17 protein-coding genes are annotated in these 19,011 nt (G+C 70.7%); 7 read left to right on the forward strand and 10 right to left on the reverse strand.

All coding sequences use genetic code 11. From position 1 onward, the window contains the following. Positions 1-74: 74 nt before the first annotated feature. Together galE and galK are read left to right on the forward strand one after the other, a co-directional pair. The gene (galE, locus tag ACH34S_RS04610) at positions 75-1,028 is read left to right on the forward strand and encodes a UDP-glucose 4-epimerase GalE (protein WP_395951097.1); all 954 of its coding nucleotides are present in this window, start codon (positions 75-77) and stop codon (positions 1,026-1,028) included. Beyond that, complete coding sequence (gene galK / locus ACH34S_RS04615; protein WP_395951445.1) at positions 1,025-2,179, forward strand: galactokinase; 1,155 nt, start codon at positions 1,025-1,027, stop codon at positions 2,177-2,179. Before galE ends, galK begins: the two co-directional genes overlap by 4 nt. On the opposite strand, the gene ACH34S_RS04620 is transcribed toward galK, so the two are convergent. Beyond that, a complete protein-coding gene (locus tag ACH34S_RS04620; RefSeq protein ID WP_395951098.1) occupies positions 2,166-4,844 on the reverse strand; it encodes a hypothetical protein in 2,679 nt (892 codons plus the stop codon). The two genes, galK and ACH34S_RS04620, sit on opposite strands and share 14 nt — an antisense overlap. Further along, positions 4,831-6,615, reverse strand: a complete 1,785-nt coding sequence (locus tag ACH34S_RS04625; RefSeq protein WP_395951099.1) for an HSP90 family protein — start codon at positions 6,613-6,615, stop codon at positions 4,831-4,833. The genes ACH34S_RS04620 and ACH34S_RS04625 overlap by 14 nt, the downstream gene beginning before the upstream one ends. A 276-nt stretch (positions 6,616-6,891) precedes the next feature. On the opposite strand from ACH34S_RS04625, the gene ACH34S_RS04630 reads away from it, so the two are divergent. Beyond that, on the forward strand, positions 6,892-7,380 hold the full coding sequence (locus ACH34S_RS04630; RefSeq protein ID WP_395951100.1) for a hypothetical protein: 489 nt from the start codon (positions 6,892-6,894) through the stop codon (positions 7,378-7,380). A gap of 26 nt (positions 7,381-7,406) precedes the next feature. Beyond that, entirely contained in the window at positions 7,407-7,832 is a 426-nt protein-coding gene (locus tag ACH34S_RS04635; RefSeq protein ID WP_395951101.1) for a YbaB/EbfC family nucleoid-associated protein, read from the forward strand. Positions 7,833-7,847: 15 nt separating this feature from the next. On the opposite strand, the gene ACH34S_RS04640 is transcribed toward ACH34S_RS04635, so the two are convergent. The 5 genes from ACH34S_RS04640 to ACH34S_RS04660 form a co-directional block, all read right to left on the reverse strand. Next, a complete protein-coding gene (locus tag ACH34S_RS04640) occupies positions 7,848-8,390 on the reverse strand; it encodes a hypothetical protein (protein ID WP_395951102.1) in 543 nt (180 codons plus the stop codon). Continuing rightward, positions 8,390-9,397 (reverse strand): WXG100 family type VII secretion target, encoded by a 1,008-nt coding sequence (locus ACH34S_RS04645; protein ID WP_395951103.1) that lies wholly within the window; start codon positions 9,395-9,397, stop codon positions 8,390-8,392. Before ACH34S_RS04645 ends, ACH34S_RS04640 begins: the two co-directional genes overlap by 1 nt. 30 nt (positions 9,398-9,427) lie before the next feature. After that, the gene (locus ACH34S_RS04650) at positions 9,428-9,874 is read right to left on the reverse strand and encodes a hypothetical protein (protein WP_395951104.1); all 447 of its coding nucleotides are present in this window, start codon (positions 9,872-9,874) and stop codon (positions 9,428-9,430) included. Between the two features lie 88 nt (positions 9,875-9,962). After that, the gene (locus ACH34S_RS04655) at positions 9,963-12,614 is read right to left on the reverse strand and encodes a tetratricopeptide repeat protein (protein ID WP_395951105.1); all 2,652 of its coding nucleotides are present in this window, start codon (positions 12,612-12,614) and stop codon (positions 9,963-9,965) included. A gap of 1 nt (position 12,615) precedes the next feature. Next, positions 12,616-13,008: a trypco2 family protein gene (locus ACH34S_RS04660; protein ID WP_395951106.1), complete on the reverse strand. Its 393-nt coding sequence runs from the start codon at positions 13,006-13,008 to the stop codon at positions 12,616-12,618. 508 nt (positions 13,009-13,516) lie between these two features. Here ACH34S_RS04660 and ACH34S_RS04665 point away from each other — a divergent pair. After that, the gene (locus ACH34S_RS04665; protein WP_395951107.1) at positions 13,517-14,125 is read left to right on the forward strand and encodes a hypothetical protein; all 609 of its coding nucleotides are present in this window, start codon (positions 13,517-13,519) and stop codon (positions 14,123-14,125) included. Positions 14,126-14,175: 50 nt separating this feature from the next. Continuing rightward, positions 14,176-14,838: a hypothetical protein gene (locus tag ACH34S_RS04670; protein ID WP_395951108.1), complete on the forward strand. Its 663-nt coding sequence runs from the start codon at positions 14,176-14,178 to the stop codon at positions 14,836-14,838. A 51-nt stretch (positions 14,839-14,889) separates the two neighbouring features. Here ACH34S_RS04670 and ACH34S_RS04675 read toward each other — a convergent pair whose 3' ends face one another. The 3 genes from ACH34S_RS04675 to ACH34S_RS04685 all read right to left on the reverse strand — a co-directional run bounded on the left by ACH34S_RS04675 (position 14,890) and on the right by ACH34S_RS04685 (position 17,952). Further along, entirely contained in the window at positions 14,890-15,879 is a 990-nt protein-coding gene (locus ACH34S_RS04675) for a malate dehydrogenase (protein WP_395951109.1), read from the reverse strand. A gap of 203 nt (positions 15,880-16,082) precedes the next feature. Beyond that, positions 16,083-17,300, reverse strand: coding sequence for an NADP-dependent isocitrate dehydrogenase (locus tag ACH34S_RS04680; protein ID WP_395951110.1), 1,218 nt, complete (start codon positions 17,298-17,300; stop codon positions 16,083-16,085). Between the two features lie 94 nt (positions 17,301-17,394). Next, complete coding sequence (locus ACH34S_RS04685) at positions 17,395-17,952, reverse strand: DUF3017 domain-containing protein (RefSeq protein ID WP_395951111.1); 558 nt, start codon at positions 17,950-17,952, stop codon at positions 17,395-17,397. A 285-nt stretch (positions 17,953-18,237) separates the two neighbouring features. Between ACH34S_RS04685 and ACH34S_RS04690 the strand changes: the two genes are divergently transcribed. Next, a complete protein-coding gene (locus ACH34S_RS04690) occupies positions 18,238-18,948 on the forward strand; it encodes an FHA domain-containing protein (RefSeq protein WP_395951112.1) in 711 nt (236 codons plus the stop codon). Positions 18,949-19,011 lie beyond the last annotated feature (63 nt).

The following is a 19,011-nucleotide window of genomic DNA, read 5'->3' on the forward strand; positions in this document are numbered from 1 at the left end:
CTTCCCCGTTCGGCGCAGCGGATAGCCTGGCCTCACCCCGCCGTCACAGTGTCGTGTGTTTTGGAGGTCCGTCCGTGAAGCTGCTCGTCACCGGAGGCGCAGGCTACGTCGGCAGCGTCGTTTCCGCCCTGCTCCTGGAGGCGGGGCACGAGGTCGTCGTGCTGGACGACGTGTCCACCGGGCACGAGGACAGCGTCCCGGAAGGCGCCCGCCTCGTGCGCGGCACGCTCCGCGACACGGCCCAGGACGTGCTGGCCGGCGCCGGGTTCGAGGCGGTCCTGCACTTCGCCGCCAAGTCCCTGGTGGGCGAGTCGGTGGAGAAGCCCGGCCTGTACTGGGACAAGAACCTCGGCGAGTCGCTGGCGCTGCTGGAGGCGATGCGCGTCGCGGGCGTCCCGCGGATCGTGTTCTCCTCGACGGCCGCCGTCTACGGGGAGCCGGAGTCGACGCCGATCCTGGAGACCGACCCGACCCGTCCGACGAACCCGTACGGCGCGTCCAAGCTGGCGATCGACACGGCGCTGGCCGAGTACGCGCGGCTGCACGGCATCGGCGGGGTGTCGCTGCGGTACTTCAACGTGGCGGGCGCGTACGGGCGGCTCGGCGAGCGGCACACCGTCGAGACGCACCTGATCCCGAACGTGCTGAAGATCGCACAGGGGGACGGCGCGGCGGTGCAGATGTTCGGCGACGACTACCCGACGCCGGACGGCACCTGCATCCGCGACTACATCCACGTGACCGACCTCGGCCGCGCCCACCTGCTCGCGCTGGACGCCTGCGCGCCCGGCACGCACCAGATCTTCAACCTGGGCAGCGGCACGGGGAACTCCGTCAAGGAGGTCGTGGACGTGTGCCGCGAGGTCACCGGACGCGAGATCCTCGCGGAGGTCGCGCCGCGCCGCGCCGGGGACCCGGCCGTGCTGGTCGCCTCGTCCGACAAGATCCAGGCGGAGCTGGGCTGGAAGCCGGAGCGCGACCTGCGCACCATGGTCGACGACGCGTGGACCTTCCTCCGGTCGCGATGACCCCCCGGCTCGGGGCCGGCTTCGCAGCCGCCTACGGGCGCGAGCCGGAAGGCGTCTGGTACGCGCCCGGACGCGTCAACCTGATCGGCGAGCACACCGACTACAACGGCGGGCTCGTGCTGCCGTTCGCGCTGCCGCTCGGGGTGTCGGTGGCGGCGGCGCGGCGCGACGACGGCGTCCTCGAAGTCCGCTCGCACCAGGCTCGTGCAGGGGTGACCGCGCCGATCGACGGCGGGACGGTCGTGTCCGAGGGCTGGCCGGCCGAGCGCGCGTGGGCGGCGTACCCGGTCGGCGTCGCGCGGGTGCTGCGGGAGCACGGGGTGGGCGGCGCGTCGCTGCTGATCGACTCCGACCTGCCGCAGGGGGCGGGGCTGTCGTCGTCGGCCGCGCTGGAGTGCGCGACCGCGCTGGCGCTCTGCGAGCTGTACGGCATCCGGATCGATCGTCCCGAGCTGGCGCGGCTGGCGCAGCGGGCGGAGAACGAGCAGGTCGGCATGCCGTGCGGGCTGATGGACCAGTCCGCGTCGCTGCTGTGCAAGGCCGGGCACGCGCTGATGCTCGACTGCCGCAGCGGCCTGTCGGGGCAGGTCCCGTTCGATCCGGCGGCGTCCGGGCTGGCGCTGCTGGTGGTCGACACGCGGGCCTCGCACGCGCTGACCGGCGGCGAGTACGGCACGCGGCGCGCCGAGTGCGAGGCGGCCGCGGCGGCGCTCGGCGTGGAGGCGCTCCGCGACGTCAGGGACCTCGCGGGCGCGCTCGGCACGCTCCGCGATCCGGTGCTGCGGCGCCGCGTCCAGCATGTCGTCACCGAGAACCATCGCGTCGAGGCGGCGGTGGGGCTGCTGCGCGCAGGGGCCGTCGCGGAGCTGGGCGCGATGCTGAACGCGTCGCACCTGTCCCTGCGCGACCAGTTCGAGGTGTCCTGGCCCGAGGCGGACGCGGCCGTCGACGCGGCGTTGCGGGCGGGCGCGCGGGGCGGGCGGATGGTCGGCGGCGGGTTCGGCGGCTCGATGATCGTCCTGGTCCCCGCCGAAAAGGCCGACCGTGTCCGGGACGCGATCACCGCCGCCTACGCCAGGCGCGGCTGGACGGCGCCGGAGTTCCTCGACGCCGTCCCGTCCGGCTCGGCCGCGCGGATCACTGCTTCATAGCGGCGGCGATGTCGTCGCGGAGCCTGGCGGCCTCCTCGGCGGCCTCGGTCTGGTCCAGGGCGGCGAAGCCGTCCACGGCGGCGGTCGCGGTCGACACCGCCTCGGGCAGGCGGCCGGCCTGGGCGAGGATGCGGGCCTCGTCGAAGGCGACGAGCGCGGTCTCCCAGACGCGGGCGGTCTCGTTGTCCGGCGGCAGTCCCGCGAGCGCGGCGCGGGCCGCGGCCACGACCGTGACGGCCTCGCCGGTGTCGCCGCTCCACAGCAGGGACATCGACCGGCGGCGCCCGGCGCGGACGACGCCGTACGGGTCGCCCGCCTTCTCGTACGCCTCGGCGGCCTCCGCGAACCGTTCGGCGGCCACGGCGTCCTGGTCGAGGTTCGACAGGACCTCGCCGGCCTCGTACAGGAAGTGCGCGGCGGCGTCGTGCTGGTCCTCGCCGGCGGCGTCCTGGGCTAGGGACGTGAACAACGTGGCGGCGTGCTCCTCGCCCAGCCCCTTCTGCGCGTGCGCGAGGATCAGCCGGCAGCGCCGCTCCATACCCGCGTGCTCCGGGGCGGTCAGCGCCGGAAGCGCCTCCTCGGCGGTCTCGGCGGCCTCCAGGTGGCGGTCCGTCGACAGGTACGCGGCGGCGAGGTCGACGCGCAGGTGGATCGCCTGCTCGTGCAGGCCCTCCGCGGCCCAGCCCGCGATGCCCTCGGCGAGGTCGGCGACGGCGTCGGCCGGACGGTCCAGCGCGAGGAGCGCGAGCCCCCGCTCGGAGTGCGCCGCGGCGCGCATCGGCGACGGGCCGGACAGCACCGCGAGCCCCTCGTCGATCAGGGCGATCACCTCGTCGTCCGGGCCGCCCTCCATGCGGGCGAGGGTGCGGGCGAGGAGCAGCACGGGCGCGGCGACGAGCTCCGGATCGTCGCCCGCGCGGGCGGCCTCGGCGGAGCGGCGCAGCGCCGCGACCGCCCCCTCGGGGTCCTCGGACCACAGCAGCGCCTGCCCGCGCACGAACCACATCTCGCCGGCGCTGCCGGGACGGTCGTCCGGGTCCACCCGGTCGAGCGTCGCCAGCGCCTCCGCCGGACGCTCAAGCTCCACGTAGCTGGTGGCGAGGCGCAGCAGCGCGCTGGTGGCGTCGCCCTCGCCGGTCGGGTTGCTCGTGAAGTACTCGGCGGCGGTGATCATCTCGTCGGGGCCGCGCTGGTCGTTCAGGCGGACACGGATCGCGCCGAGGCGGCCGAGCACCCGGTGCCGGCGCGTCTCGTCGCCCAGCTCGCCGAACAGCTCGCCGGCCGCCTCCAGGAACGACGCGGCGGGCGCCCACTCCTCCGCGACGGCATGCTCGACGGCCTTGCCGTCCAGGCGGCGAGCCTTCTGCAGCGGCGTCGGCTCCGCCTTCTCGGCGAGGACGTCGAACCGCCGCCACGCGGCGATCGACCGGTGAATGTCGCGGTGGGTGCGGCGCGCGTCGGCGATGTCCAGGAGCGCGTCAAGGTCCGTCTCCCCGGACAGGTCCTCGTCGGGGACGGGCTGCGGCGGTGCCGCGGGGGCGGCGGCCGGGGCCGGGCGGCGGTGGTGCGCCGCCAGCGGGACGAACTCGGCGACCGGCTCCGCCCCCAGCACGGCCCGCACCAGATCACCCTGATGGGACGTCTCGTTGCGGGCGTCGAACCGGCCCGCCAGCTCCGTCGCGCGCTCCGCCAGCTCGGTGCGCAGGCCGGCCAGCGGGACGTCCGCCGCCGGGCGGCCGTCCGCCGCGGGCCGCCGCACGGTCGCCGCGCCGTGCCCCGCCGCCGTGGCCCGCCCGAGGACGAGCGCCGCCGCCGCGCAGAACTGCATCTCCGCGTGGGCGCTCGGCACCCGGTCCAGCCACCCGAGATGCCGCTGGAGGATCTCCAGCCCGCGCGCCTCGTTGCCCGTGATCGCGCAGAACTCCAGGTGCTCGGCGATGTCGCTCAGATCGGCGAGCCGGGTCCGGTGCACCCGGTACGCGCGGCGATGCGCGTCCGCGGCCTGCTCGGCACGGCCCGTCCGCAGGTACACCGGCAGCAGCGCGGTCTGGATCGACTGCGGCTGCTCGTTGCAGCGCAGGGTCGCGTTCAGCACCGGCGCGGCGATCTCGAACGCCTCCTCGTGCCGTCCCGCCTCGACCAGATGGCGGGCCATGCCGGTCGGGTCGCAGCCCTCGCAGTCGGACAGCTCGTCCCGTTCGGCCGCGCGCCATTTCGCGTACCACTCGTCCGCCGAGCCGTCGCCGACGTGCCGCGCCACGACGTTGCGGTAGTGGTACACCGCCTGGAGGCTGTGCCCGCCCGCCTTGTAGCGGCGCTCCATGTCGTCCAGGACCGAGTAGGCCCGGTCGAGCGGGATCTCCGGGAACAGCGTGAGCGAGCTGACGATCGCCTTCATCTGCCACAGCAGGCTGTGCGTCTCGTCGAACCGGCCGGGATCGCGGTCGTGGTCGGCGAGCGACCGGCTGAACGTCGCGAACGCCTTCACGGGCTCGCCGCCGTACCGGTAGGCGTCGGTCAGCCGGACCCGGACGTGGAACGCCAGCACCTCGTCGCCCGCCGCCTCGGCACGGCGCAGCGCGTCCTCGACCAGGACGGTCCGCGCCTCGCCGTAGGGCAGTTCCTGCGACCGCGCCATCAGCGCATAGACGTCATCCGTGCTCACGGGGGGCCTCCGGGGAGTGGACGGCCCATTCGAGCAGGCCGATGAAGGAACGGTTCAGCACCGCCGTGTCGGCGGGCCGCAGCGGATGGTGGCCGAGCAGCAGCGCCTGCCCGTACAGCGCCTGGACGGCCAGCTCCACCAGCCCGTCATCGCCGAGCGACGTGACGCGCCGCGCCAGCGGGTTGCGGTGGTTGAGCACCAGCTGCGGGCGTTCGGTGCCCGTCGTGGCGTTGACCGCGCCCAGCACGTCGGCCCACAGCTCGTCGGCCTCCTCCCGCGCCCGCGTCAGCTCCTCCTGGAACTGCGCGTCGCGGCTGGTCAGATACAGGGCGGGCAGCGACGCCGGATCGAACTCGCGGACCACGACCTCGCAGCCGAGCCGCTCCACCGCCCGCTGCGCCGCCGCGAGGAACGGCCGCAGCCGCAGCTCCGCCGCCGGGTCGAGGACGCCGAACGTGGTCGTCAGCATCGCCGCGTCGAGCCGGGCCAGCCGGATGTCGGGGTCGAGCGCGGGCAGCCGCTCGATGATCTCGGTGTCGTGGACGTAGCCGCCGTTGACGAGGCCGACGCCCTGCGCGCCCGCCACCGCCGACAGCCGCCGGAACTCGTCCACGTCCGGGGTGAACCGGCCGTCCGGGTGGCGGCGGCGGAACTCGTGCAGCGTCATCGGCCCGGCGGACGTCTCGTACTCCAGCCACCGGTCCACGATCCGGAGCATCTCGTCGTCGTGCAGCGCCATCGCCTTCACGCCGAGCTGATGCAGCCGCAGGAATGCCCGCAGCCGCCCCGGATCGGTCTCCGACAGCTTCACCAGCCACTGCCGCAGCACGTCCCCGAGGCCCTGCCGCGCCGAGTCGAGCAGCTCGTCCTCGTAGAGCGCCTCGCGGCTGGCGGTCGGACGCAGCTCCCCCGCGTCCACGACACACCGCGCGAAGAACGCCCACTCCGGAAGGAGACCCTCAACGTTCTCCGCCAGCAGCATCCGCTTCAGATAAACACGGTGCGAGGCACGCGCAGCAGGCGAAACAGGCTGCGGCAGCACGAACGCGACACCCGTCAGCCCGGCCTCTGGCACGTCCAGGTCGACGACATCAAACGGCGTGAACCCGTAAAGCTCCTCGCAGTACCGCTCAAGCGCCCGCCGCCGGGACGCCGGATCGGGATGGGCGACCTGCCAGGGCGGCCCGCCACCGGTGATCGGCACGCCGTCCACGGTCAGCTCGACCGGGAGCAGCGACCCGTACGTGCGGGCGAGTTCCGCGACGACCTCCGGGCTGAGCAGCTCCGCCGACCCCGGGCGCGCCCGCAGCGAGACCGTCGTCCCCGGCTGATCACGCTCGGCGGGCTCGACCCGGTAGCTGCCGCCGGACAGCCCCGTCCAGCGGACCGCGTCCCCGCCCTTCGCGGAGCGGGTCACGACCTCTATCTCGTCGGCGACGAGGAACGCCGACAGCAGCCCGATCCCGAACTGGCCGAGGAAGTCGTGCCGCGCGAACCCCAGCTCGTCGCGCTTGGACGAGCGGCCGATCGTCGCGAGCAGCGTGTGGACCTCGTCGCCGGTGAGCCCGATCCCGTCGTCATGGACGCGCAGCGTCCCGCCGCCGGTCTCGATCTCGACCCGTCCGCCGCCCCCGCCACGCGCCGTGATCGCGTCCACCGCGTTCTGCAGCAGCTCACGCAGATAGACCCGCGGGCTCGCGTAGAGGTGCCGGCTCAGCAGATCCACCACGCCACGCAAGTCGACCTGAAATGCCTGTTCTGCCACCGACATGCCTCCCCGATCACCTTTACGGGCGATCACACCCTAGCGACCGATACCGGCTCCCACAGATCATTTAGGCATCCAGTACGCCGAGTACCCACCGCATGACCAGCGAGTGGCGACCCCGGCATGACCGCCCCTGACACCGATCGGTTCGACCCGCCTGGGCGCGCCGATTACGACCACTATGCTGGGACGCCGCACCCCGCGCCCTGTCGGAGCATGCCCAGCCCGAGCCGAAGGCGGACGATGACCCCCCAAGGAACCGACAGGCGCCAATTCCTGATGACCGATAACAAGTTCGTGGATTGGAGAGGGGACGCGTTCGCGTTCATCGAACGTCCGCGCTGGTCTTTCCGCGACATGTTCCGCTCATCCGCCCCAGAGATACGAGTCCTGGCCCCAGAGAGAAGCCCGTTGTTCCAGATGCCCCAGCAGCGGACACCGGACATCGACCTCCTCCCGATCGAGGACCCCTCCGGCAACCGGATCGCAGCGCTACGACGTACCGGGAGAAAGCGCCTGACAACGAACGTGTTCCAGGTGGTCGATCCGAACGACGAGCCCTTCGGCACCATTCACGGCGACTTCACCTACACCTCGTTCAAGGTCATGGACCCGAATGACACGCCCATCGGACACATCTCGGAGGGCGGCGGCGGCATGATGACAATCCAATGCCCCGATGACAGCGAACGCTGGCGATACTCCCTCATGGCCCTGGCGATAGCCGCCGAGATCGCCGCCGAACTCCAGGCCCTGCGCAGCCACTGACCGCCATATTCACTCAAAGGACGTTCATGGACTTCGATTTCGGTGCCCTGGCCAATGGCGCCCAGCAGTACGCCACCAGGTCGGAAGAGCTGCGCCGCCGGATCGACGAACTGAAGACCGAGGCCGAATCCGCCGACGGGCGGGTTAAAGCGCAGTGGACCAGCGCGGGGCTGGCCGGCGTCGTCCTGGACCCGAGAGCACTGCGTATGCCCGCCGCCGAACTCGGTGAACGGATCACCGACACCGTGCGGGACGCCCAGCGGGAGTTCGAACGGGAGGTCGGCGAACTGACGGCCGAATCGTTCGGGCCGAACGGCGACCAGATGGCGGAGCCGCCCAGCGCTGAAGAGGCCGCCGCCTTCGTCACCGACCTGCACTCGACGTTCGAGAGCACGCTGCACGAGACCACCGCGATCATCGACAGCATGCGCCGGGCCTTCCAGCAACGGTGAAAGGCCCGCCAGGGCTCAGTAAGGGCGGGTCTGCTCCGACCACGTCCCAACGCCCGTCTCCTCAACGAACCGCCGCAGCCGCCACAGATCCTCCAGGCTGAGGGACCCGCCCCCCTCCTCGTCCTGGATCATCGCGAGCAAGAGGCGCCCCGGAGACTCCTCCATTCTCCGGATCTGCCTCGACGGTTCGTAGTCACCATCATTGCTGTAACTCAGCTTCAGCGTCACCGGCCCACCGCCCCCAGGGTCGACGACCTCGAACCGCCGGAACCGCTCGGCCGGAAGGATCTCCTCAGGCCGCTTGCCGTTTGTCACGATCAGCCCTCGATCATCGATGTAGGTGAGAAATTCCCTCCCGGGCAGGAGCTGGACGACGAGCAGCGGAAGCAATGCGACCAGCACGACGGCCAACACGGCCAGCACGTAGCGCCAGAAGTTGTCGACCGCCACCACGCCCCAGATACAGAGGGCGCACAGGAACACCAGAACGGCGAGCGTGACGGGCGCATCCCGCTTCGGGTTCTGAAGGACGACCCTGAAACCTCCGGGAGCGGTCATCAGTCGAGCCCCTTGTCGGTGTCGGCCGGAATCGGGTTGGTTCGCTCGACGTAGCCGTCCCCGTAGCCCTCTTTTCCGGTGACCGAAGTGATTCCCTTGTTGATCCACGGCGCCCCTGGGTTCGCGACGCCCTCGGGTGCGTAGGGAATTCCGGTGTCCGCGACACCCTTGGCGCCGCCGAGGCCCGACCACAGGCTCCTGTACTGCTGCGGGAGACGAACCATGGGCAGGCGGAACTTCCCGTATCCGGTGCCGCCGAAGGCCCGGCCGCGCATGAACTGCCCGGTGAGTTTCTGCTCGACGAGGGCGAGCCTGCTGATGGCCACGTCATCGAGGCTGCGTACCTGCGCCTCGAAGAAGTCCGGGAAGGCGTTGGTGTTGCCGGTGAGCATCTGGCCGACCACGTCGACCCCGGTGGCGGCGGCGATGGCCGCCGCACACGCCGTGCCCGCCTTCTGCAGCACCCCCTCACCTGTGCGGAGGACGTGCCGCACACTAGAGGCGGCACTCCGCGCGGAGGCCTCCGTGGCCGCGAGGTACGCCTGACCGTACCCGGGCACAGGCACCAGAAGCCGCGCGATCAACACCCATGCGGCGAAGAAGGCGAGGATGAGTGCGCACGCCAGCATCGTCATGATGAACACGGCGATCAGCAGCGCCATGATCGTGAGGACGATGAACATGACGAACACGTACGCGAAAGCCAGCATCAGCTGGTTGGCGTAGTCGTTCATCTTCTTCTCGAAGGCGTCGCGGTCCTTGCCGTACCAGCTGTCCTCCGGCAGCGTGCGCAGTTCGTCGTCGATCTTGTCCCGCGCCGACTTGATCTTGTCGACGGTCTTCTTCCAGTCCTGCGCCGCGTCCCATAGTTGGGCGGGGTCCGACTGGGCCATGTACATGACCGCCACCGACGACCAGGCCGCGGGTATCAGGAAGGCGGCGACCGTCGAAAGGTCTAATGCGATCTTGCCCACCTCGGCCAGGTGGGACATACCGCTGGGAGCCATGAAACACCCGTCTCTACTCGGGACGCGAAATCACCGCGTCTTCGGCGCGCTCTTGTCGTCCGCCATCTGGACGACCTTGGCGGTCGTCTTCAGTCCGTCCTGGAATTCCTTCAGGTGGCGCAGCTTGGTCACTAGGTCGACGTCCGCGTACTCCGTGCCTTGGACGTACGCATGAGCCAGGTGGGCACAGAACGTCGTGAACGCTTGTGCCTCAACTTGGCGGGGGGCGGCGTTCACGTGGCGCCGTGCCTGGCTCAGGTCGTCTCCCAGTTCGGTGACGAGCCGGTCGCCCAGCCGCGAAACGTCCTGCGGCTTGAAGCGGACCTCGTCGGACCCCGTCGAGACCGGCATGCTCCCGAACGGCGACTTCGGCGGCACGGGCCTTGCGGACGGCGGCACCGATCCCTGCGTGGGCGGTGCGGGCGAATGGTCGGTCTTCGTTCCCAGGGCCTGCTCGACCCGGTTCGGAGGACTCATGCGATATCGATCTCCACTTTTGACTCGCGAACTGTCAGAAGTCAGACACGCCGGCAGCGGGGGTCAGAATAACGGGTTTCGCCGCCGCCTATGGCCGGTGGTCGTCGTTTCGGGGGAGGTTCGCCAGGAGTTCTCGCAGTTCGCGGACTCTGCTGGGGGCATCAATCTCGATTAGCAGGTCTAGGGCTTCGGAGTAGGCCGGCCGGGCCTTGTCAGGACGTCCGGCATGGCGGTGGACGTCGCCCAGAATGCGTAGCATGGTGGCCAGCCCCGCCTTGTTCTCGATTTCGCGATGGAAATCGATGGCCGGGGTGAGCACTTCCTCGGCGTCGGCGAAACGTCCGAGGCCGTCGTAGGCCAGCGCCAGGTGCCAGGCGCACCAGATGACCCCGTCGCGGTCGTCGCGCCGCTCGGCGATCGCCATCGCCCGCTCCAGGACGCGGGCCGCGTCCGCGTACCGGCCGAGCTGGCGGTAGGCGTCGGCGGTGTGCGCGGCCAGCCAGATCTCGCCCGCCTCGTCGTCCCGGGCCCTGTAGATGGCCTGCGCCTCGGCATAGCGGTCGAGGGCCTGCTCAGGCTGATCGAGATCGCACTGGAAGTCGCCGAAGTGGACCAGCACCCACGCCTCCTTGCCCGGGTCGTCCATGGTGCGGACGACCTCCAGCGCCCGCTCGTAGAGCGGTGGCGCCTCCGCGCCGCGCCCGATGATCCGGCGCGCCTCGGCGAGGTGGATCAGCGACCCCAGCTCGGCCGGGGCGTCGCCGACATGCCGGGCCGCCTGGACGGCGAGGTCCTTGACCGCCGCCATCTCCTCCCAGTGGGCGCGGTAGAACAGCAGGCCGTAGAGGGATTCCGCCATCCGGACGACGAGCTCGTACTCCTCCGCCTCCGCCGCGGCCCGCACGCTCGCCTGCACGTTGAGGGACTCGTGCGCGAACCACGCGATCGCCTCGGCCGGCGGCTGCTCGTGCGCGCCCGGCCGCGACATCCACGCGTGCATGCGGTCGCCGTACCAGGTCAGCGAACGGCGGAACGCCTCGCGCCGGTCGGCCGGCGACTCCTCGGCCGCCATGCGCTCCTTCGCGTACAGCCGCAGCAGGTCGTGGAGCCGGTAGCGGCCGTCGCCCGCGACCTCGATCAGATGGCGGTCCGCCAGCTCCCAGAGCATGCGCTCGGCGTCCGCGACGGCGACGTCCCCGGCCCGTGCGACCACATCGGCGGTGAAGTCCCGGCCCGCCAGGACGCCCAGGTGGCGGAACAGCCGTGCCGTGCCGGATCCAAGGGACCGGTAGCTGAGCTCGAAGCTGCCGCGCACTCCCCTGTCCGCATCGTCGAGGTGGGCCAGCCGCCCGGCCTCATCCCTGAGGTCGGAAGAGTAGCGTGCGAACGAGACGTCGGTCCTCGTGATGTGCGTCCCGGCGATGCGTATCGCCAGCGGAAGCCCGGCCAGCAGCCGGACGATCTCTTCCATGGACGGCCGGTCGCGTGCCACGGCCTCCGACTCCACGAGCCGGTCGAGCAGCTGGAGCGCGTCGGGGTCGGGCAGCGGGTGGACGGGGAGCCGGCGGGCACCGCTCAACGAGGCCAGCTTCGTCCTGCTGGTCACGATCGTGGCCGCGCCGGGGGACGTCGGCAGCAGCGGCTTGGCCTCCCCCGCATCGGACACGTTGTCGAGCAGGAGCAGGCTCGGGCCCTTTCCCCAAAGCTCCTGGTACTTCCGCCTGCGCGCGTTGGGATCCGGCACCTTGGAGTACCGCACGCCGAACGCGGCCAGCACCGCCATCATGGCCGCCTCCTCGGTCGCGGCCGCGGCGACGTCCACGCGGATCCGCGCATGGGTGAACGTGGCGGCGAGCCTGTGCGCGAGCTCGTTGGCCAGCTCGGTCTTCCCGACCCCCGCCATACCGTGGAACACCACCACCGGACAGGTCTGGGTCAGCCGCTCGGTGAGCCGGGCCGTCGCGTCCTCGATGACCTCGTCCCGGTCCGTGAAGTCCGAAAGCGACCTTTCCAGGTTCATGAGCCCGGACGGGGCCGGAGGCGCGACGGCCACCGGGCGCGGGAGAGCGACCAGACGATCCAGCCCGAGTTCCCGACCCCAGGGTTCGTGCCGCATCGCGTCGGCCCAGCCGTCGATCGGGGCGACGATCAGGACGGAGGTCCCCTGCGCCGCGGAGTGCTCCGTCACCACACCGACGGCGACCGCGCCCTCTTCCGGATCCTGGGCGAACACCACCGCTCCGGAGATGCCCTGCCATTCGCTGATCGCCCGCCCATCGGCGGCACGAGGCGCCGACTCGACGCGGAACTCCATCAGCCCCGTGCGCAGGTTGGAGCCGGTGGGGATGACGCCGTCCAGCTGGGCGCTCTCCCGCTGCCTGGCCTTGCCCGGCTCGCGCGGATACTCCATCCATCTGGGGTAACCGATCGTCCAGCACGGGTCGATCACGCTCACCCGCGAGCGGTCGACGCGCCCGAAACGCACCGGGGGCAGGCCGGCGGGCGGTGGATCCCCGGTCACGGCCAGCAGGGCGATGTCCCCGGCTTCGTCCACCATGACCGGCTCGGCCGGATGCTCCGACTCGTCCACCCGGCGGATCAGCAGGGTCGCGGCGTCCAGGACGTTGTGCGCCGCCGAGAGCACCCACCGCCCTCCGACCAGGAAGCCGGAGCCCACGGTCCGTTCGCCGCCGGGGCCGCGGCGCAGCACCTCGACGGCGCGGGCCGTCAGCTCGGGCATCTCAGTGCTCTTCCCTGAGCCTGCGGGTCACCTTCATCGGACGGCCGTCGTCGTCGAGCGGCGGCTCCAGCGTCACCGTGACGCGGTGGATCTCCTCCCGCCGGTACGAACCGTCGCCGCCCAGCTCGAGGACCCAGAACTTCGCCTTGCCCGACCCGCCCGCCTGCCGCGTGACGCCCACATGGAATTCGAGCTGGATCTGGCCGACGCCGAAACCGAACTCCGCGTCTCCTCCCGCCTCCAGAGCCTCCATCAACTCGGCCCGGAGTGCCTCGATGCTTTCTGCGAGCCCGAGCTCACCCATGAACTCTCCCGTGTCCGCGATCCGCCGACGGTGCGCCGGGCGCTCGCGCGGCCGGGCGCCCGCGCTGCGATCCTCCACGACCTTCGTCACGCAGAGGAGCGGCTCGGAGACAAACGGCCGGAGGAGGCCAATCCGCGGCGAGCCGGAGGCCGCCGTGGCACGGCGCCTGTGGGACGAGCGTTGAGGCCGCCTACTTCCAGTGGTTGCGCTGGAGGCGTCCCCCGCTGATGCGCTTCGGGCTCACAGTCACGTCGGACGACCAGCGGATATGGCTCGACGCGCCCACCAACCCGGTGGTCGCGCCTTGACCCGAATAGCAGTGCCGTGACCTGCGAATTGTTACTTACGGTCAGCTCAGGCCCTGAGCACGGTGATTTGACCTCATACGGTCACGCCCTTTTCCTCCACAAATTTTCTGTTATGTTCATGATCGCGGGGGTTGACAACATAGGTCGGACTTGAGAGTCACGACTGGGTCCACCCATCGCCACTTCGAGTGGACGTTCCGTGCGGACGTTCCGGGGGCAGTTCGAGAGATGAATGGGGGATTCCAGTGGCGTTAAAGCGCTGGAGAAAAGCCCGATCCGTCGGTGTCGTCATGGGGGCCGTCGTCGCCGCGCCGGTGGTTCACGTGGCCTTCGCGGCACCCGCTGCCGCGGACACGTGGCCCTTCAACAGCAACTTCAGGCCGGACAAGGGTAATCACAACTACTGCTGGTCGGTGGATACACCCTCCAGCGCCGTGCGAAGCGGGATCAGCGCGGCCATGAAGTACATGACCGACAGCACCCAGGCGGATCGCAAATACCACTCGTCCTGCGATCTGAGCGGCGCCGGCCAGACCGACGTGGTGTGGCGAGAAGAAGGCGGGACCGGCGACAGCTGGATCGGTTCGGCGCGGTGCGTCGTCAAATGGTCGAACGGGCAGTGCGACCGCTACTTCGTGCGGATCAACGGCGCGCTCGTGCGCGACCATTACTCGAGCTCGACACATCGCAACCGGCAGTACCGGAAGACCGCCTGCCACGAGCTCGGGCACACCCTTGGACTCAACCATTACCGGACGTGGGACGACCGGAACGGCAGCGGCGACAACGACCTCTACACCGGCAGCTGCCAGCGGTCCGGCTGGGTCGGCACGGTCACCAGTTCATGGATCCGGACGTGGGAGTCCCACCACCGCGGCCACATCAACGGGTGGTTCTGATGGGGTCGGCGATGCGAACTCACGGCAGTGAATTACGGTCTGGGGGAAGAATGTTGCGGGCACGGATCCTCGCACCCGTCATGGTCGCCGCGCTGGCCGTCACCGGATGCGGTTCGGCAGAGAGCGGCGGCGCCCCCGCCGCGTCCGGGCAGACCCGGGTCGACGTCTCCCCGCTGCGGGAGTCACACCACGACTTCGAGCCCGCGGCGTCACCGGAGGCGCTGGTCAAGACCGGCCGCCACGCCGTGATCGCGGCGGGGACGGTCGAGGGCATCCAGCAGGGCGGCGAGGCCCCCCTTCAGGCGGGCGACGAGCAGGGGCTCCTGCAGGTCGTCATGAAGGTGCGCGTCACAGACGAATACCGGGTGCGCGCCGCCGGTCAGGTCAAGGACGGCGCCGTCTACGTCGGGCTGTGGCAGGGACCGCGCTACAACGACGCGAACGGCACCCCGGAATACACCCTCCAGGAATGGAACAAGGCCATTCCGAAGGGCACGACCGTCATGCTCTTCCTTCAGCCGCAGGCGGGCGGCGCCGGCGTCAAGGGCGCTCCGGCGGGTGCGAAGATCATGACGCCGGACGTGCAGGGAATCATTTTCGAGGACGGCGGCAGGCTCCTCGGTGGAATCGAGGAACTCGAAGGCGAGTGGAAGCAGATCGGGTCCCTCGCGCAACTGAAGCAGCGCGTTCAGAAACAGGTCGCGAAGAACTGAGCACGATCGAGCCCCGGGCCATCGCGGCCCGGGGCTCGGTTCCGTGCGAGGTCAGATGAGGCCGAGCTTGCGGACGGCCTCGCGCTCCTCCGACAGCTCGGCGACGGACGCGTCGATCCGGCCGCGGGAGAACTCGTCGATCTCCAGACCCTGGACGATCTCCCACTTGCCGTCCTTCGTGGTGACCGGGAAGGACGAGATCAGGCCCTCGGGCACGCCGTAGGAGCCGTCGGACACGACCGCCATCGACGTCCAGTCGCCGTCGGCGGTGCCGTTCACCCAGGTGTGCACGTGGTCGATCGCGGCGGACGCCGCCGACGCCGCCGAGGAGGCCCCGCGCGCCTCGATGATCGCCGCACCGCGCTTGGCGACGGTCGGGATGAAGTCGTTCTCCAGCCAGGACTGGTCGTTGACCGTCTCGGCCGCGTTCTTGCCCGCGATCTCGGCGTGGAAGACGTCCGGGTACTGCGTCGCGGAGTGGTTGCCCCAGATCGTCATCCTGCGGATGTCGGCGACGGACACGCCCGCCTTCTTCGACAGCTGCGCCAGCGCGCGGTTGTGGTCGAGACGCGTCATCGCGGTGAACCGCTCGGCCGGGACGTCCGGGGCGTGCTGCTGCGCGATGAGGGCGTTGGTGTTGGCCGGGTTGCCGACCACCAGGACCTTGACGTCGTCCGCCGCGCCCGCGTTGATCGCCTCGCCCTGCGGCTTGAAGATGCCGCCGTTGGCCTCCAGCAGGTCGCCGCGCTCCATGCCCTTCGTCCGGGGGCGGGCGCCGACCAGCAGCGCGACGTTCGCGCCCGCGAACGCCTTGGCCGGGTCGTCGAAGATGTCGATGCCGGACAGCAGCGGGAACGCGCAGTCGTCCAGCTCCATGGCGGTGCCTTCGGCGGCCTTCACCGCCTGCGGAATCTCCAGGAGGCGCAGGCGTACGGGTACGTCCGCGCCGAGGAGGTGCCCGGACGCGATGCGGAACAGCAGCGCGTAGCCGATCTGGCCCGCGGCGCCGGTGACGGTAACGGTGACTGGGGTGCGCGTCATTGCCTTCTTCTTCTCTCCTGCTGGGTCCTGTACCGCCGGCCCGCCGCCGCGCGGGTTCTCTCGCTATCGAGATATTCCGGGGTTCAGGCTATCGCGCACCCCCTACCCACCGCCGGGCAGGTGCACCACCCGGCATGCCCCGCGCCCCGAACACGCGAAAGGCCGTCCCGGACGAATCCGGGACGGCCTCCGACCGGCGTTTCTCAGCCGTTGATCTTCTTCTGGAGGTTGGTGTCGAGCGCCTCCAGGAAATCCTGGGTCGTCAGGAACGGCGTGTCCTTGCCGACGAGCAGCGCCAGGTCCTTGGTCATCTGGCCGTTCTCGACCGTCTCGACGCAGACCTGCTCCAGGGTGCGGGCGAAGTTCGCGACCTCGGGCTGGGAGTCGAGCTTGCCGCGGTGTTCGAGGCCCCGGGTCCAGGCGAAGATGGACGCGATCGGGTTGGTCGACGTCGGCTTGCCCTGCTGGTGCTGCCGGAAGTGCCGGGTCACGGTGCCGTGCGCGGCCTCCGCCTCGACGGTCTTGCCGTCCGGGGTCATCAGCACGGACGTCATCAGCCCGAGGGAGCCGAAGCCCTGCGCGAGGGTGTCGGACTGGACGTCGCCGTCGTAGTTCTTGGCGGCCCAGACGAACCCGCCCTCCCACTTCAGCGCCGCCGCGACCATGTCGTCGATGAGCCGGTGCTCGTAGGTGAGGCCCTTGGACTCGAACGCGGACTTGAACTCCGACTCGTAGATCTCCTGGAAGATGTCCTTGAAGCGGCCGTCGTAGGCCTTCAGGATCGTGTTCTTCGTCGACATGTACAGCGGCATCCCGCGCTCCAGCGCGTACCGCATCGTCGCCCGCGCGAAGTCGCGGATCGAGTCGTCGTAGTTGTACATGCCCATCGCGACGCCGCCGCCGGGGAAGTTCGCGATCTCGAACTCCATCGGCTGCGAGCCGTCCTCGGGGGTGTAGGTGATCGTCACCTTGCCCGGGCCGGGAACGACGAAGTCGGTGGCGCGGTACTGGTCGCCGTGCGCGTGGCGACCGATGATGATCGGCTTGGTCCAGCCGGGGACGAGCCGGGGGATGTTGGAGCAGATGATCGGCTCACGGAACACCACGCCGCCAAGGATGTTGCGGATCGTCCCGTTCGGGGACCGCCACATCTTCTTCAGGCCGAACTCCTCGACGCGCGCCTCGTCGGGGGTGATGGTGGCGCACTTCACGCCGACGCCGTGTTCCCGGATGGCGTTGGCCGCGTCGACGGTGACCTGGTCGTCCGTGGCGTCACGGTGCTCGATTCCCAGGTCGTAGTACTTCAGATCGACGTCGAGGTAGGGCAGGATCAGCTGGTCCTTGATGAATTTCCAGATGATCCGCGTCATTTCGTCGCCGTCGAGTTCGACGACCGGGCCCGCTACTTTGATCTTGGGCATGCTGCTGCTGTCCCTTTCCTACACCTGGCCAGCTGTGAAGACTTCAGACCTTGTAAGGCTCAACTGGCAAGGCTAGCCGAGGCCAACTTGAGGTCTAGACCTGGCCTGGTCCGGGCGGTCCCGGCGGGCCCGGCCGTGCGCCGGGCGGGCCTGACACGCCGGGCGGGGACGCGCCGGGCGGGGACGCGCCGGGGGTGCCCGGTGGCGCGCCGGGGGCGCCGGGTGAGGATGGTGGGCGGTCGCGGCGGCCGGTGATGAGAAGCCGTGCGGCGCGCGCCACCATCGCCAGGAGGATCAGCACGCCGAAGGCGCCCGCGAGGGCGAGGCCCGGCTTGTTCATCGGCGGGACGCTCAGCGACACGAACGCGACCATCTCGCCGAGGATCACGAGCGTCCAGCAGTCGATGGACCGGCTGCGGACGGCGAGCGGCCCGAGCTGCGACTCCGGCAGCAGGAGCCGCGCCAGGGCCCCGAGCAGCAGCGCGGCCGCCATCAGCCCGGACCCCTTGCGGAAGTAGTTGAAGGCGCACAGCGTGAGCCCGGCGCCGACGCCGCTGAGCACGATCAGGTACGGGAGCTGCGCCAGCCAGTGCGGCGCGGCTCCGCGGCGGCTGGGCGCCCTGCGCCTGCGCCGACGCACCTCGGTGCTCATGGGCTTCACGGTATAGGGAATCGGATGGCGGCACGACATCGTCCGCGCACCTGATCGCCCGTGCCCGCGCCGTGCCCGGATCGCCCGCGCGGCCGCAGGTCCGGCGCGGTGCGGTCCGGCGGCCGGGGACGGGGCGGATGGGGCGCCGGTGATGCCGGAGAGGCCCGAATCCCCTGCGCCATCGGTCCTACTCGCCAGTAGGAGGGTGTGACGGTGACGCGCCCGGGTAACCCGGCAGACAGGGGTCGCTAACTAGCTGGGAGGACTGCCGTGGAGGGGCCGTTCATGCGGATCGAGGACAGCGGGCTGGTGATGCCGCTGCGCCCCGACGTTACGACGGTCGGGAGAGGGAGAGGAGTCGACATCCGCCTCGACGACCCGAGTGTGTCCCGCTTGCACGCTGAGATCGTCCGACGCGGTCCGTACGTCTACGTGGTGGACATGGGCCTGTCCCGCAACGGGACCCGCGTCAACGGCCGGCCGATCGCCCGCCGTGTCCTGGAGGACGGTGACGTCGTGAGCTTCGGCACGGCGCGCTGCCGGATGGGGGGCATCCCCCGTGAGGAGGTCGACCCGGACGTCGAACTGCGCCGGGCCGTCGCACCCGAGCTCACCCGCCGCGAGGTCGACGTGCTCACCTCGCTCTGCCGTCCCGCCCTGTCCGACGAGGCGTTCGTGGCCCCGGCCACGGCACGCGACATCGCCGGAGAGCTGGTGGTGACGGAGGCGGCCGTCAAGCAGCACCTGCTGCGCCTCTACCAGAAGTTCCGTATCCCCGAGGGCGCCAACCGGCGTACCCGGCTCGCCAACGAGGTCATCGCGATGGGCCTCGTCCGGCCGCTGCCGCCGGTGCACGTCCCGCAGGGCCGCCCGCCGATGGACGGGCGGGTCCCCGGGGTCCGGGGCACGGCCGAGACCCGGCGGACGGGCGCGGGCCACGCGCACGTCACCGGACCCGGCCGCGCACCCAGCGCGGCGGGACGGAGGGCCAGCTGAACTGAACGTGCGATCGCTCTCCGGCAGCGCGCGTTTCGAGGGCGATCGCTGAACGTGCCCGTC

The organism is Actinomadura sp. 3N508, from assembly GCF_044326375.1.
Classification (GTDB): Bacteria; Actinomycetota; Actinomycetes; order Streptosporangiales; family Streptosporangiaceae; genus Spirillospora.